Origin of the sequence: Pseudomonas sp. dw_358, assembly GCF_018449655.1 — a bacterium.
Classification (GTDB): domain Bacteria; phylum Pseudomonadota; class Gammaproteobacteria; order Pseudomonadales; family Pseudomonadaceae; genus Aquipseudomonas.
The window spans coordinates 47,730-63,331 of record NZ_JAAVUX010000005.1; the positions used below are offsets into that span (position 1 = coordinate 47,730).

At 60.1% G+C, this 15,602-nt stretch carries 13 protein-coding genes; 7 read left to right on the forward strand and 6 right to left on the reverse strand.

The genetic code is table 11. The features are described 5' to 3' along the window. Nucleotides 1-52: 52 nt before the first annotated feature. The gene (hexR, locus tag HB675_RS09485; protein WP_213878024.1) at nt 53-919 is read right to left on the reverse strand and encodes a transcriptional regulator HexR; all 867 of its coding nucleotides are present in this window, start codon (nt 917-919) and stop codon (nt 53-55) included. A 125-nt stretch (nt 920-1,044) separates the two neighbouring features. Next, nucleotides 1,045-3,939, reverse strand: coding sequence for an EAL domain-containing protein (locus tag HB675_RS09490; RefSeq protein ID WP_213878026.1), 2,895 nt, complete (start codon nt 3,937-3,939; stop codon nt 1,045-1,047). Nucleotides 3,940-4,078: 139 nt separating this feature from the next. Here HB675_RS09490 and uvrD point away from each other — a divergent pair, with 139 nt between their 5' ends. The 3 genes from uvrD to HB675_RS09505 all read left to right on the forward strand — a co-directional run bounded on the left by uvrD (nt 4,079) and on the right by HB675_RS09505 (nt 7,818). Further along, on the forward strand, nt 4,079-6,259 hold the full coding sequence (gene uvrD, locus HB675_RS09495; protein ID WP_213878028.1) for a DNA helicase II: 2,181 nt from the start codon (nt 4,079-4,081) through the stop codon (nt 6,257-6,259). A 188-nt stretch (nt 6,260-6,447) separates the two neighbouring features. Then, nucleotides 6,448-7,302 carry a TIM44-like domain-containing protein gene (locus tag HB675_RS09500; RefSeq protein ID WP_213878029.1) on the forward strand — a complete coding sequence of 285 codons (855 nt, stop codon included), beginning with the start codon at nt 6,448-6,450 and terminating at the stop codon, nt 7,300-7,302. Nucleotides 7,303-7,410: 108 nt separating this feature from the next. After that, nucleotides 7,411-7,818, forward strand: a complete 408-nt coding sequence (locus HB675_RS09505; protein WP_213878031.1) for an SMI1/KNR4 family protein — start codon at nt 7,411-7,413, stop codon at nt 7,816-7,818. Here HB675_RS09505 and HB675_RS09510 read toward each other — a convergent pair. Then, nucleotides 7,815-9,563 (reverse strand): cation:proton antiporter, encoded by a 1,749-nt coding sequence (locus tag HB675_RS09510; RefSeq protein ID WP_213878033.1) that lies wholly within the window; start codon nt 9,561-9,563, stop codon nt 7,815-7,817. The genes HB675_RS09505 and HB675_RS09510 overlap by 4 nt on opposite strands. Nucleotides 9,564-9,791: 228 nt before the next feature. On the opposite strand from HB675_RS09510, the gene HB675_RS09515 reads away from it, so the two are divergent. Next, the gene (locus tag HB675_RS09515) at nt 9,792-10,277 is read left to right on the forward strand and encodes an acyl-CoA thioesterase (protein WP_213878035.1); all 486 of its coding nucleotides are present in this window, start codon (nt 9,792-9,794) and stop codon (nt 10,275-10,277) included. 100 nt (nt 10,278-10,377) lie between these two features. Next, a complete protein-coding gene (locus HB675_RS09520) occupies nt 10,378-10,770 on the forward strand; it encodes a DUF3301 domain-containing protein (RefSeq protein ID WP_213878037.1) in 393 nt (130 codons plus the stop codon). A gap of 6 nt (nt 10,771-10,776) precedes the next feature. On the opposite strand, the gene HB675_RS09525 is transcribed toward HB675_RS09520, so the two are convergent. After that, nucleotides 10,777-11,748, reverse strand: coding sequence for a CobW-like GTP-binding protein (locus HB675_RS09525; protein WP_213878039.1), 972 nt, complete (start codon nt 11,746-11,748; stop codon nt 10,777-10,779). A gap of 28 nt (nt 11,749-11,776) precedes the next feature. Between HB675_RS09525 and HB675_RS09530 the strand changes: the two genes are divergently transcribed. After that, a complete protein-coding gene (locus tag HB675_RS09530; protein ID WP_213878041.1) occupies nt 11,777-12,169 on the forward strand; it encodes an NADH:ubiquinone oxidoreductase in 393 nt (130 codons plus the stop codon). Here the strand turns inward: HB675_RS09530 and HB675_RS09535 are convergent. Then, nucleotides 12,133-13,260, reverse strand: coding sequence for a GTP-binding protein (locus HB675_RS09535; RefSeq protein ID WP_213878043.1), 1,128 nt, complete (start codon nt 13,258-13,260; stop codon nt 12,133-12,135). The two genes, HB675_RS09530 and HB675_RS09535, sit on opposite strands and share 37 nt — an antisense overlap. An 86-nt stretch (nt 13,261-13,346) precedes the next feature. After that, the gene (locus HB675_RS09540) at nt 13,347-13,874 is read right to left on the reverse strand and encodes a DUF3617 domain-containing protein (RefSeq protein WP_213878045.1); all 528 of its coding nucleotides are present in this window, start codon (nt 13,872-13,874) and stop codon (nt 13,347-13,349) included. A gap of 154 nt (nt 13,875-14,028) precedes the next feature. Between HB675_RS09540 and cls the strand changes: the two genes are divergently transcribed. Further along, nucleotides 14,029-15,468 carry a cardiolipin synthase gene (cls, locus tag HB675_RS09545; protein ID WP_213878047.1) on the forward strand — a complete coding sequence of 480 codons (1,440 nt, stop codon included), beginning with the start codon at nt 14,029-14,031 and terminating at the stop codon, nt 15,466-15,468. Nucleotides 15,469-15,602 lie beyond the last annotated feature (134 nt).

Consider the following 15,602-nt stretch of genomic DNA (forward strand, 5'->3'; position numbering starts at 1 on the left):
TAGGGTGCCGAGACTGGATGACGATTTGAGGGCAAGTTGGTGAAGATCTGGCTCAGTCGTCCAGCGACTTGTGCGATTTGGGCGACAGGCGCAGGCTGCGAAGGCTGCGCTTGACGCTTTTCAAGTGATTGACCAAGGTCGGCCCGCGCGCCATGGCCACGCCCATGGCCAGCACATCGATCACCACCAGGTGGGCGATGCGCGAGGTGAGCGGAGTGTAGATCTCGGTGTCTTCGTGAACGTCGATGGCCAGGTTGACCGTGGATAACTCCGCCAGCGGCGTCTGGCTCGGACACAGGGTGATCAGCGACGCGCCGCTCTCGCGCACCAGGTTGGCGGTAATCAGCAAGTCCTTCGAGCGACCCGACTGGGAAATGCAGATTGCCGCGTCGGTGGGCTTCAGAGTGACCGCCGACATGGCCTGCATGTGCGGGTCGGAATACGCTGCCGCTGTCAGCAGCAAGCGAAAAAATTTGTGCTGGGCATCGGCGGCGACCGCGCCGGAGGCACCAAAACCATAGAATTCGACGCGCTGTGCGGCTGCCATGGCCGTCACCGCTCGTTGCAAGGCCTCCGGATCAAGCTTTTCGCGTACTTCGATCAGGGTGTGCAGGGTGGTGTCGAAGATTTTCAGGCTGTAGTCGGCGACCGAGTCGTCTTCGTGAATCGCGAATTGGCCGAAACTGGCACCCGCCGCCAGACTTTGTGCCAGCTTGAGCTTCAGATCCTGAAACCCCGTGCAGCCGATGGCTCGGCAAAAGCGCACGATGGTCGGTTCGCTGATGCCTACCTGATGTGCCAGATCAGCCATGGAACTGTGCATGACCGCAGCCGGATCAAGCAGCACCCGGTCTGCGACCTTGAGTTCCGATTTGCGCAGGAGATGGCGCGACTGGGCAATGTGTTGCAAGAGGTTCAAGGGCAGGACTCAGTTATTATTGGCGGAACGGGCTGTAGCATTCTTGTAGTTATACTACATGACCTTGAATCCGCCCAGTCAAAACACCGGCGCGCCGATGGATTCTGACGGTCTTGTGGCGCGGCTCAATGCCACACTTCCCGGCGCTCTCCCTGCAGTTCGCTGGCCAACAATCGGCTCAGGTCGTCGGCGGAAATCGGTTCGCTGATCAGGTAGCCTTGCACTTCGTCGCAGCCGTGCTCGCGCAGAAAGCTCAATTGCGCCTGGGTCTCGACCCCTTCGGCAACCACCTGCAATTTCAATTGGTGAGCCATCGAGATGATTGCCTGGATGATCGCGGCGTCCTGCTCGCCCTCTTCCAGGCCGCGGATGAAGGCCTGGTCGATCTTCACGTAGTCGACCGGAAAGCGCTTCAGGTAGCTCAGGGAAGAGTAGCCGGTACCGAAGTCGTCGATGGTCATCTTCACGCCTAACATCTGCAATTGCCGGAAGATCGAAATGACATGCTCGACGCTGTCGAACAGCCGTGTTTCTGTTAGCTCCAGCTCCAGCAGGCGGCCCGACAGGCCTGTGTCCTCCAGCACCTGGCGGACCATGCTGAGCAGCTTGCCCTGGCGCAGTTGGTACACCGACAGATTCACCGACACCCGCACGTCCGGCAGGCCCGCCCGCTGCCACTCGCAGACTTGCCAGCACGCCTGGCGCAGGACTTTCTCGCCGATCTGGTTGATCAGACCGGTCTCTTCGGCCAAGGCGATGAATTCCCCCGGCCCGATCAGCCCGCGCACCGGGTGGCGCCAGCGTACCAAGGCTTCGGCAGCGTCAAGGCGCTGCAGGCGCAGGTTGAGTTTGGGTTGATAGAAGACCTCCAGTTGGTCTTCCTCGATCGCTTTGCGCAACTGGTTTTCCAGCTGCAGCCGTTCGACATTGGTGGTGCGCAGGTTTTCCGTGAAGAACTCGAAGGTGTTGCCGCCCAAGTGCTTGGCCTGACGCATCGCCATGTTCGCCTGACTGAGCAGTTCCGGGACCTCACGGGCGTTTTCCGGCAGCAGGCTGATCCCCACCGAGGCGGCCACCACCACTTCCTCGTCATCGATCCAGTGCGGCGCACGCAGCTTGCCCAGCAGGCGGTCGGTGACTCGCGCCAGGCTCGATACACTGGCGTAGGCATCGAACAGCACGGCAAACTCGTCACCCGACAGCCGGGCGATGGCGACCGCCTCGGGCAAAGCGCTGCCGATTCGCCTGGCCACCTCGCGCAAGACTTGATCGGCGCTCTCGTGGCCAAAACCGGCGTTGATGACCTTGAAGCGGTCCAGGTCGATATGCAGCAGCGCGAGGCTCCGCCCACCTTGGCGAACCCGCTGGTGGGCTTCGCGCAAGCGTTCGCGAAACAAGGTGCGGTTGGCCAGCCCGGTCAGCTCGTCGAAGTGACTGAGGTAGCGCATGCGCTCCTCGGACTCGCGGCGCTCGGAGAGATCGGCGAAGTACGCCACTATGTTCCATATCTTGCCTTGGTTATCGCGCACGGTATTGAGTTGCAACCACTGCGGGTAGAGCTGGCCGTCCTTGCGTGTCTCCATCAATTCGCCCTGCCAGGCGCCCTGCTGCGACAGTGCCCGCTGGATTTGCAGGAAGTGGCGACGGGCATCATGGCTGCTGGGTAGTTCTGCTACATTTTTGCCGATCACGTCGTCGGCCGAGAAGCCCGTCACCCGCGTGAAGGCCTGGTTGACGGCGAGCATGCGGTAATCGGCATCCAGTACCGCAATGCCCTCGCTGGCGGCCTCGAAGACCGTGGCGGCCAGCCGTTGCTGTTCTTCCAGGACCTTCCTGGCGCTGATATCACGGCGGGTACCGAGCATCCGGGTAACCCGGCCAAACGGCCCGTGTTCCACGGCACGGCCCCGGTCTTCGAGCCAAAGCCAACGACCATCGCTGTGACGAATGCGGTATTCGACGCGATAGCTTTCCGAGCGCCCGCGCAAATGTTCCAGCAGGGTCTTCTTGAGGGTTGGCAGATCTTCGGGATGCAGCAACGGCGCCAGATGCTTGAGCATCGCCCCCGATTGCTCCGGCTCGAACCCCAACAACTGCTTGAGTTGCGTGTGGTGAACCTCGTCGGTCAGCAGATTCCAGTCCCACAGCCCCAAGGCGCTGGCTTCCAGCGCAAGGGCCAGACGCGCCTCGCTTTTGCTCAGGGCGCGGTTGGCGTGATCGAGATCGGCACTGCGCGCAGCCACACGCTCCTCCAGGCTGATCTGCACTTCGCGCAACTCGGCCTCGACGCCACGGCGATGATCGATCTCCTCAGCCAGTTCGCGGTTGAGCTGCTCGCTGCGGCCCTGCGCCTGCTGCAAGTGATCGATCAATTGCTGGTTGTGGAAACGGCGCAACAGGCTGCGCTCGATCAGCCGGTGCACCTGCCAGGCCACGACAAACAGCGCCACCAGGAAAATCAGGCCCAGCCAGCCCCAGCCCCTATGATGGGAATCGTCGATGACCAGGAAGGAATAGAAAATCGGCGGGACCAGGCAGGGCAGCGCAAAACTCAGGAACCCGGGCAGGCTCACCGCATAGGCCACACTGGCCGACAGGGTGGCTGCGCCCAGCAGGCCGAAGACCCAGGCCTGCTGGGCAAAATCCTCGGCCGGCACCAGGGCGATGGCCGCGCCTCCCAGGGTCAGACCACTGGCCGCCGAACCCAGCATGAACATCCGCAACCAGACCGGGTTGGCTTGGCGATGGGGCATGGCCGAATCGAACGCTGCCACCTGGATCACCCGCAGGGCGGTCAAGGCCATCAGCCACACCAGCCATACGCTGACCACCAGATAATGACGGGGGGCAGCGAGCAACCAAGCGCACAGCAGCCCGTTGACCAACATGAACAGCGTCGGCAGCAGTGACCCTTGATAGAGCATGCGCGTGCGTTCGAGCGCCAATTGCTCGGAAAAGGCGCTGCCGCTGCTGTCAGCGAGGGGATCGGATGTATCTGGCACGCGGGTTTGGCGAGTCATCGGCAATAGTCTGGTTGTCTGCGTCTGTGCCTTGCAAGGAGCATACACAAGCGGGCCATGGGACCAAAGCGGCCATTTATTAGCAACCAAATGAATGCGGCGTTTGCTCCCGAGTCACCGAGCACCCTAAAATGCGGCGATGCGCGATGACCTCTCCCTTTTGCTGAACTCCCTCAACGACGCCCAACGCCAGGCCGTAGCGGCTCCGCTCGGACGTCAATTAGTGCTGGCCGGTGCCGGCTCGGGCAAGACCCGAGTGCTGGTGCACCGAATTGCCTGGCTCATCCAGGTCGAGAATGCCTCGCCCCACTCGGTGCTGTCGGTGACCTTCACCAACAAGGCCGCTGCCGAGATGCGCCAGCGCATCGAGCAGCTGATGGGCATCAACCCGGCCGGCATGTGGGTCGGCACCTTCCACGGTCTGGCCCATCGGCTGTTGCGCGCCCATTGGCAGGAAGCCGGGCTCAAGCAGAACTTCCAGATTCTTGACAGCGACGACCAGCAACGCCTGGTCAAGCGGGTGATGCGCGAGCTGGGTCTGGACGAGCAGCGCTGGCCGGTGCGCCAGGCTCAGTGGTTCATCAACGGGCAAAAAGACGAAGGCCTGCGGCCGCAGAACATTCAAGCCGGTGGCGATCTGTTCCTGGCCACCATGCGCTCGATCTACGAAGCATACGAAGCCGCCTGCGACCGCGCCGGAGTCATCGACTTCTCGGAGCTGTTGCTGCGGGCACTGGATCTCTGGCGTAACAATCAAGGGCTGCTGGAGCATTACCAGCGGCGCTTCCGCCACGTGCTGGTGGACGAGTTCCAGGACACCAACGCCGTGCAGTATGCCTGGCTGCGCCTGCTGGCCAAAGGGGGGGACAGCCTCATGGTGGTGGGCGATGACGACCAGTCGATCTACGGCTGGCGCGGTGCGAAGATCGAGAACATTCACCAGTACTCTGCCGACTTCCCTGACTCGCAGATGATCCGCCTGGAGCAGAACTACCGCTCTACCGCCGGCATTCTGAAAGCCGCCAACGCCTTGATCGCCAACAACAGCGGGCGCCTGGGCAAGGAGCTGTGGACCGAGGACGGCGATGGCGAGCCCCTTAGCCTGTATGCCGCCTTCAACGAGCATGACGAAGCGCGCTATGTGGTCGAAACCATCGAAAGCGCACTGAAGACCGGACTGGCCCGCAGTGACATCGCTATTCTCTACCGCTCCAACGCCCAATCCCGCGTGCTGGAAGAAGCCTTGCTGCGAGAGCGCATTCCGTACCGGATCTACGGCGGCCAGCGCTTCTTCGAGCGTGCCGAAATCAAGAACGCCATGGCCTATCTGCGCCTGCTGGATGGCCGTGGGAACGATGCCGCCCTTGAACGGGTGATCAATGTCCCGCCACGCGGCATCGGTGAAAAGACCGTCGAGGCCATCCGTGATCACGCCCGTCATTCCCAGCTATCGATGTGGGAGGCCATGGAGCAACTGGTGGCCAACAAGGGCCTGAATGGCCGTGCGGCCAATGCCATCGGCGCCTTCACCGCGCTGGTCGAGGAGTTGACCACCCGCACCGCTGAATTGCCGCTGCACAGCATGACCCAGTGGGTAATCGAGCACTCCGGACTGATCACTTATCACCAGGAAGAAAAAGGCGAGAAAGGCCAGGCTCGGGTAGAAAACCTCGAGGAATTGGTCAGCGCCGCGCGCAACTTCGAAACCACCGATGAAGACGCGGACCTTACGCCGCTGGCCGCCTTCCTCGGCCACGCCTCACTGGAGGCCGGCGACACTCAGGCCGACGAGCACGAGGACAGCATTCAGCTGATGACGCTGCATAGCGCCAAAGGCCTGGAGTTTCCTTATGTGTTTCTGGTGGGTATGGAAGAAGGCCTGTTTCCGCACAAGATGAGCCTGGAGGAGCCTGGTCGTCTCGAAGAAGAACGCCGTCTGGCCTATGTGGGCATCACCCGGGCCATGCAACAGCTGGTCATGTCCTACGCCGAGACGCGTCGCCTGTATGGCAGCGAGACCTATAACAAGGTGTCGCGTTTCGTCCGCGAGATTCCGCCAGGGCTGGTTCAGGAGGTGCGCCTGTCCAACAGCGTCAGCCGCCCGTTCAGCTCACCCCAGCAACAGACGTCGAGCCTGTTCGGTGGCGCCGCCATTCCGCAGACCGCCTTCAGCCTTGGCCAGCGCGTGCAGCACTCGGTCTTCGGCGAAGGCGTGATCCTCAACTTCGAAGGCTCCGGCGCCCAGGCGCGGGTCCAGGTCAACTTCGCCGAAGGCAGCAAGTGGCTGATGCTGGGTTATGCCAAGCTCGAGGCTTTGTAAAACCTCCGCCGGCCTCACTCGCAGGACCGAGCAAGCTGGGTCCTGCGAGAGCCAGACTGTACTGCCCATCGGTAGGACATTTCTCGGATTCCTGTAGTCCTATGTAACGGCTAGAAACACTCTGTTGCTGGTCATGTTCACAACACCTGTGCAACATGACGTGCGTGCAATCACCTAGGAACCCCCTTATGCAACGTTTTCTCAGCATCGCCCTGGCGCTGATCATCGGTCTGACGATGAGCCTTGATGCCCAGGCCAAGCGCTTCGGCGGCGGCAAGAGCTTCGGCGCTGCACCGACCCACCAGACCCGCCAGGCGGCGCCCACCTCGCCATCGGCCGGCCCGGCCGCCGCCGGCGCTGCAGCGCCAGCCGCCGCAGCAGCAGGCGGCGCTTCCCGTTGGCTCGGCCCTCTGGCCGGCATCGCCGCCGGCGGCCTGCTGGCCTCGATGTTCATGGGCGGCGGGTTCTCGGGCGGCGGGTTCCTCGACATCCTGATCATCGGCATCATTGCCTTCATGATCTTCCGTTTCATCGCCGCTCGTCGCCGCAAGCAGCCTGAGATGGCCGCTGCGGGGGCGCCCTACCAGCGTGAAATCAACCCACAAGCGCCCCAGGCATCCCTCTTCGGTGGCGCCGCCCCCGTTGCCAGTGCCCGCCCGGTGATCAATGCGCCTGCATGGTTCAACGAGCAGAACTTCGTCGCGGCCGCCCGTAACCATTTCCAGTCGTTGCAACAACACTGGGACGCCAACGAAATGGACAAGATTGCCGAGTTCGTCACGCCGCAAATGCTGCAGTTCCTCAAGCAGGAGCGGGCCAACGAGGGTGATGGCTTTCAGTCCACCTACATTGATGATCTGACGGTGGTACTGGACGGCGTCGATGACCGTGCAGACAAGACAGTTGCGACCCTCACCTTCAGCGGTGTCTCCAAGACCTCGCGTTTCGACAAAGGTGAAGCCTTCAGCGAAAGCTGGAACATGGAGCGCTCTCAGGGCGACAATCAGCCTTGGCTGGTAGCGGGCATCCGCCAGAACGCCTGAGACTGAGGCGTTGCACACAAAACCCCGGACTCGTTCCGGGGTTTTGCATTTTTGCCATTGCAGCTAATGTATAAAGCGCTACGCGTACATTTGTCAGAGGATTCAATCGTGGAAGAAGTCATCGAGCAACTCCGGGAAGCCAACGAACCGGTGCCGGTACCGTTGGAGCTGCCGGACGAAGATCAATTGGTGGAGATCGAAGAGCAGTTGTTCATCAACATCCCCTTCGTCTTCAAGGAGTTCCTGCTCACCGTCAGCGATGTGGTGTATGGCAGCCTGGAGCCGGTGACCGTCACCGACCCGCAATCCCATACCTACCTGCCGGAAGTCGCGGCGACGGCCTGGGACCTGGGTGTGCCCCGTGAGCTGATCCCTATCTGCCAGGACGGTGACGACTACTATTGTGTCGAAGAGGACGGCACCGTGCTGTTGTGGTCCGGTGAAGAAGAGCTGGTCACCGAAGACAGCTGGGAATCAGTCTGGCACTGGGCCCGGGACGTTTGGCTGGAAAGCTAGTCCGACGCCTGCAGAGTCTCTATCAGCGCCAACTGCATCCGCGTGTGCACGCGGATGAGCCAGCGCCACAACAGGGCTGCGACTGCCACGGCGCTCAGTGTGATAACGACGAGCAATTCTACCGTTGGCAGAATGCTCGCCGACAGCGCAGACAGCAGCAGGAAGATGACCAGAAGCGACAGCAACGGGATCACTTCGGCCACCACCCGGCGCACCCGCCGGGTGTGGCGCCCCGCCTGCTCGGGCGTAACACTCATTTCCGCCAGCAACATCGAGAGCGCCTTGAGCTTGCGATAGGCGGCCACCAGGAACGGGAGTGAAACCATCAACGCGGCTCCCCAGATGACGGCCTTCTGACTGCCGAGATCACCGATCCAAAGGTGGAGGTAACGACTCAGGCCTTCAACGAAATAGGCGCCGCAAAAGAACACCCCCGCCACCAGTGCCAGGTTGATCAGTATCTGCAGCAGAATCCGCCGGATCATGGCGGCCAGCGCGGCACTCTCGCCTTGAGGTTGAATACTGCGCAACCATTCGCCATACATCATCAATACCCGCGCTACCCGGTGGGGCATCCAGCGCGCCAGCAGCAACGAGAAAGGGTCGGCTGCCCGAATGAGATAGGGCGTAGTCAGCGTGGTGAGCACTGAAACCGCCACCGCCACCGGGTAAAGAAAGCTGCTGGTTACCTGCAGGCTGACACCCAACGCCGCAATGATGAACGAGAACTCGCCAATCTGAGATAAGCCCATACCCACACGCAACGACGTCCGTCCATCGTTGCCGGCCATGAACGCGCCGAGCCCGCAGGACACTACCTTGCCGACAATGACCGCTACGCTGATTACCGCGATCGGCCAGGCGTAATCCACGAGCACGCCGGGGTCGATCATCAAGCCGATGGCCACGAAGAAGATGGCGCTGAACAAGTCCCGGATCGGCGCCACGAGCTTTTCGATCTGATGCAACTGACGGGCTTCAGCCATGATTGCACCGATCAGGAAGGCACCCAGCACCATGCTGTACTCCAATTTCACCACCAGCAAACAGAAACCAAAACACAACCCCAGAACGGTCACCAGCAGCATCTCGTCGCTCTTGAAGCGGGCCACATAGGCCAGCAATCTGGGCACTAGCACGATACCGATCACCAAGGCGACGATCATGAACAGCGACAGCTTGCCCACGGTGGCTGCGACGTCCGAGGAACTCACCGAACCACTTACGGCGATGCCCGACAACAGCGCGATCAGCCCAATGCCCAGAATGTCCTCGACGATCAACACGCCAAAGATCAATTGGGCGAAGCGCTGATCCTTGAGCTTCAGGTCGTTGAGCGCCTTGACGATGATGGTGGTAGAGGAAATGGCCAGAATGGCGCCCAGAAACAGTGAATCCATGGTGCCCCAGTCGAACCATCGACCGATTTCATAGCCCAGCCAGATCATCAGTACGATTTCGAGAAAGGCGGCGATAAAAGCCGTGGCACCGACCTTGAACAGCTTGCGCAGGCTGAATTCCAGCCCGAGACAGAACATCAGGAAAATCACCCCGAGTTCAGCCAGGGTGCGAATGGTCTGCTCGTCGTGGATCAGGCTAAAGGGAGGTGTATGCGGACCAATGATGAAGCCAGCTACGATATAGCCCAGTACCACCGGCTGCTTGAGGCGGTGAAACAAGATGGTAACGATGCCCGCAATCAGCATGATGACCGCCAGGTCCTGGATGAAACTGATGGCGTGCATGAAAAACTCCTTTTAATGCGGGCTCTGGAAGGTTAACACCGAGACAGCGCAAGAAGAGGCGGTGCAATATATGGAAACAGAACGACTGATTTAGCCGCCTTAATGGCCGGACAGTCGTGACCTTAGAGGGCGGCGGTACGTCCGCTGCTTGTGATACTGCTGTAAAAAGCCAAAGCGCCAGCATTCGGCGCGGCTTCTCTTCCACGCAAACCGATCGTGAGCCCTGATATGGAACCCGGAAACGCCCAGTTGTCGATGACTGTCCTGATGACACCGGACATGGCCAATTTCTCCGGCAATGTCCATGGCGGCACGTTGCTCAAATACCTTGATGAAGTGGCTTACGCTTGCGCCAGCCGTTATGCCGGGCGCTATGTGGTAACCCTGTCGGTCGATCAGGTGATCTTTCGCGAGCCTATTCACGTCGGCGAACTCGTGACCTTCCTCGCTTCGGTCAACTACACGGGCAATACGTCGATGGAGATCGGGATCAAGGTGGTAACCGAAAACATCCGTGAGCGCTCGGTGCGTCACACCAACAGCTGCTTTTTCACCATGGTGGCCGTGGATGATCAGCGCAAGCCTGCGCAGGTGCCGCCGCTGCAGCCCCAGACCAGTGAAGACAAGCGCCGTTTCATTCAGGCCCAGCAACGTCGAGAGATCCGTCAGGAACTGGAAAAACGTTATCAGGAAATTCGCAAAGAGGCGCTCTGAAATGCCAACAGCGAGCCATACTGTTGCCTGAGTAAAGTCATCTGTACGACCGCCGGGGCAGACGGTTAAGCTGAGCGCAATCAGTTGGAGCACCCCCTCGATGTTGACCCTCGGAAATATGTTTGTGCTGATGGTGCTGGCCACGGTCTGTGCGTGGCTATGGCACAACCACGGCCTGCGTGAAAAGGCACTGGAAAAGGTCAAGCAGCACTGCGCCAGGCTAGACCTGGAGTTGCTGGACGAGAACGTCGCGTTCAAGCGGCTGCGCTTTACGCGTGATGCCAACGGCCGCAAGCGTCTGGCGCGCATCTACGACTTCGAGTTCACCGTCACCGGCGAGCAGCGCCATCCGGGCACCATTACGCAGTTTGGTGCCCATACGGCCATCATCGAGCTGGCGCCCTACCCGTTCTCGATCAAACCGGCCCCGCCCACAGCCGAGATCATCGAAATGAGCCAGTGGCGCCAAGAGCACAAACGCTGGCGTCCCTGAGTCCGCTCATCCAAGGCGACAAGCCGCCAAGCCGGCCTGCAGTGCTGCCGTCTGCTGGGCGGCGCTGAAGATCAGCTCAAGCCGGGAATCGCGCCGCCATTCGCTGGTCTGCCACCTCAAGCGTTGGTTATCCACAGCGTTGGCCGATAGCCACCCTTCATCACTGTGGATAACCAACTTCGCTCGCTTGGCGCCCAGTTGCTGGACAAACGTGGTCAACGCTTGCCGATCAAATTCGACGCTCGGGTGCCAGCGCCAACCTATACTCCAGGCGTGTGCCTGATCGTTGATTTCAAAGATAGGAACTGCAGGGTCCAGCCACATCGTGGGCAAAATGGGCGCAGAAGCCGGGGCCGCCAGGATGTGACCCACCGGTGCATCGGACGCCGGGGCGCCCCGAGGCAAATCAGCCAGCGAGACGTGATCGGCATCGGTCCACAGCACCCGACCCGTTGCCCGCCATGTTTCGCTTATCCAGAGGCGCTGCTGCCCGTTCAGGGCGCAAGCCTTGTTCATCACCACACCTTCGGCATGAGCCAGTGCATCCGCCTGACTCGGCGCCAGGCGCTGCTCGGTGATGAGAGCGGCCGCGTCCAGAACCATGACCAGTGGCTGCACATCCAGTACGCCCAGCCAGGGCGCCTGGCGCAGTTGCTGCAGCAATTGCACCGGATGGCCCAGGCCTGATGGCTCTATAAAGAGCCGGTCTGGTTTTGCGTGGCGCAGCAGGCGCGCGAGCCCCACCTGGAACGGGGCGCCATTGACGCAACACAGGCAGCCGCCTACGACCTCGCCGAGTGCGATACCATCGTCCGCAGTAGCCAACAGTGCGGCATCCAGGCCGATCTGGCCGAATTCGTTGATCAGTACGGCCCAGCGTTCGTTCGCCGGTCGTTGCTGCATCAAGTGTCGAATCAACGTTGTCTTGCCTGCCCCCAGGGGCCCGGCGATGACATGGGTCGGAATGTGCTGCAACATGGCGTGATATCTGACCGGAGACTGTGGAATGCGTGGGTGGTGGTGGTTACTTCTGTGGGCGGCCAGTGGCCAGGTTCTAGCTCAGGCCTGTGTGGTGCACAGCCAGAGTGAACGACTGAATGTGCAGGTCTGCCAGCAAAATGACAACATTCCCGAAAAGTTATTCCACGACGGGTTTTGCCAGCCCAACCTGCCGGGTGAAAAAGTCGACGTGCAGTTTGTCGACGAGTGCCCCGCCGGGGCGTTTGGCGTCTGCCACGGTGCGCAGGTTCAGAATATGCCTTACCGCCAGGACATTCATTATTACGACGTCGCCAGTGATGCTGCGTACCTGCGGCCCTTCTGCGAACAGAAAAGTCGCGGGCAGTGGCAGGTGCCGGGCATTCAGTCCAACAGAGCGCCCCAGGGATCCGGCAACTGACACCATGCCCCCTGGCCCCCCTGCATTTCCATATCGCTCAGCAGGCACTGGTCCAATTGCGCATGCAAGCGCACAGAGTCGATGTGCTGGCCGATGAATACCAACTCCTGGCGGCCATCTTCAGTATCGGCCTGCCAGCGTCCGGCAAGACCATGACGAAGGATCCCTCCAGCCTGTGACCAACTGAGCGCATCTTCTGGCCGGCTGGCCAGCCAGAAGAAACCCTTGGAGCGCAGCAACCGCCCATTGCGCCAGGGCTGGTTGATGAATTGATGGAAACGCTCAGGGTGAAACGGTCGGCGAGCACGATAAAGCGTCGAATCGATCGCATATTCATCGCTTTCCGGGACTTCGGCGCCACGCAGGACCTGCAGCCAACCCGGTGCCTGAGCGGCCTGCTGGAAATCGAACAGGCCAGTGTTCAGGATGCGCTCCAAAGGCACCTCGCCCATGACCATGGGAATGACCTGAGCTCGACTGTTCAGGCGCTGCAAAATGGCGCTCAGTTCTTCACGCTCGTCGCGGCTTATCAGATCGATCTTGCTCAGCAGGATAACGTCGGCAAACTCCACCTGCTCGATCAGCAGCTCGGTGATGCTGCGCTCGTCTGCCTCCTCCATGCTGGCCATAGGGGTGCTGAGGTCCTCGGCAGCAAAGTAGTCGGTCAGAAAGTTGACCCCGTCCACCACGGTCACCAAGGTGTCGAGGCGCGCATTATCCGCCAGGCACTGCCCCAGCTCATCACGGAAAGTGAAGGTTTCTGCTACCGGCAAAGGCTCGGAAATGCCAGTGGACTCGATCAACAGGTAATCGAAGCGCCCCTCGGCCGCCAGGCGCCCGACTTCGATCAGCAAGTCCTCTCGCAAGGTGCAACATATACACCCGTTGCTCATCTCCACCATTTTTTCTTCAGCTTGGTTGAGGGTGACGCCGCGCTGTACCAAGGCCCCATCGAGGTTCAACTCACTCATGTCATTGACGATCACCGCCACCCGCAGGTTTGCGCGATTACGCAGGATGTGATTGAGCACGGTGCTTTTTCCAGCACCGAGGAAACCGGAAAGTACGGTGACGGGGAGAGGTGTGGCCATGGCAAATCGGGCTCCGCAAAAGTTAATTGTTATACTATAACATAACTTATTGCAGAGCTATCCTTCGCGACGTTCCACGTGGAACATCAGCTGCGCGGTTTGACCGTACCGCAGTTGGCCCCGAGCCAGACTGCCCGAGTGTTCATGCTCCCTTTCTGTGGGGTGCCGGAAGCGTTGAAGGTCCCGCTCACCTTGGTCAAAAATTCTCGATCACTGAGAAATTGCGCCTGTCCCGATCCGCTGGCTCGAGGGCAACTGAATTGAAAGTTCCACACCTTGCCGTTACGCGCGGTGATCTTTTGGGTGCACCCCGATTGCGGGTCCTGGAGAGGGATATCGTCAGACTTGACCTGAGCCGGAGTCAGGCACGAGCGGATACCCTGGTCGCCAACAGTGATACCCTGCTTGGCCAGCATCTGCTCCATCAGGGCTCGCTGTTCCGGGGCGAGAAGCTTCAATTGGGCCAGCATGATCTGCATATCCGGCATGGCGTTGCCGTCGACCTGCATGTTACTGGTGGTCATTTCCCACAGGCCAGGTTGGAGCATCTGCGCTTGGGCATTCGAAGCGACAAAGGTCACTCCCAGGACGATGGCAGACAAGCGAATTTTCATAACAACTCCTGATCTTATGGGTACCTGACTTGGACTCACGCAGCGTCACTACGTTGCCTGCCAATGTGATGCGAAACCCGCACCTTGCTGTGCGGTCTGTTGTACTGCCCGCAGTGGGCGCTAGACGCAGGTTATCAAAGGAGCAATCACCCGCATGGATTTTCACAGTCCTTATCTGTTGGGCTATTTTATCGGGTTGATGCATTTGCTGGGGTTGGTGGCAGCCACACATGCGGTACTCACCGTGCGCACCGCGCAGGGCTCGATCGCCTGGGCGCTGTCGTTGCTCTTCGTGCCTTATCTGACTCTGATCCCGTATTTGGTGTTCGGCCGACGCACCTTTGACGCTTACATCGAGGCGCGCCGCCAAGCCAACCGAGAGATGCATACCGCCATTGCCGACCTGAACTGGCGCCCCTGGGTAGAGGAAGCGCTCGCAGCCCGTGGTTCCGCTTCCTACGCTTCATTGCGCGCAATGCCCAAGCTGGGACGTATGCCGTGCCTGGCCAATAACAAGGTGAGCCTGCTAATCAACGGCAAGGAAACCTTTGACGCTATCTTTGCCGCGATGCGTGCGGCAAAGGACGTGATTCTTGTGCAGTTTTTCATCATCCATGACGACCATATCGGGCGACAGCTGCAAGCACTGTTGTTGGAGAAAGCCGCTCAGGGTGTGCAGATTTATGTCCTCTACGACAGGGTCGGCAGCCATGCGCTCCCACGCAGCTACAACACCCGACTGCGTGAAGGCGGCGTGCATATCCGTGCCTTTGCCACCCGAAGCGGTCTTTTCAATCGATTTCAGGTCAACTTCCGCAACCACCGCAAGATCGTGGTGGTGGATGGCGTGGTCGGCTTTGTCGGCGGCCATAACGTTGGAGACGAGTACTTGGGCGGTGAGCCCAAGCTCTCGCCGTGGCGCGATACCCACGTGCAAGTGGCCGGGCCGGTCATCGCCTGCCTTCAGGAATCCTTCGCCGAAGATTGGTTCTGGGCATCGCGTCAGCTTCCACCGCTGATGCTACCTGATACCTACGACGACCACGGCGTTTTGTGCCAGGTACTGGCCACCGGACCCGCCGATGCACAAGAGACCTGCTCACTGTTTTTCGTCGAAGCCATCCACGCGGCCAATGAGCGGGTGTGGATTACCACGCCCTATTTTATCCCCGATGAGGCGGTCTTCGCCGCTTTGCGTCTGGCGGTGTTGCGAGGTGTGGATGTGCGCATCCTGTTACCTTCAAGGCCTGACCACCGGGTCGTTTACGCCGCTTCCAGTCTGTTCGCGTTCCAGGCGGTCAAAGCGGGTGTGCGCATGTTTCGTTACACGCCGGGCTTTCTGCATCAAAAGGTCGTACTGGTAGACAGCGAAATCAGTGCGATCGGTAGCGCCAACATGGACAACCGTTCTTTCCGCTTGAATTTCGAGATCATGTTGCTGACCGTGGACAGCGACTTCGCGAGCCAGGTTGAACAGATGCTGGAAGCAGACTTCGCCCTTAGCCAGGAAATATCGATAGAGGACAGCCGCCAGACCAATAGATGGTTGCAAGTCGGCATGCGGGTCGCCCGCCTGGTCTCGCCGATTTTGTAACGGGGTAAACAACGAATAGGCCAAGTCCTACAGAGTTTTCGGACGCTTCCAATGGTTTTGCTCAGGATAATGTTAATACTAATAAGCCGAAACAAATCGGTGCATAACGCCCCGTGACGGACTGCAGGGAATCA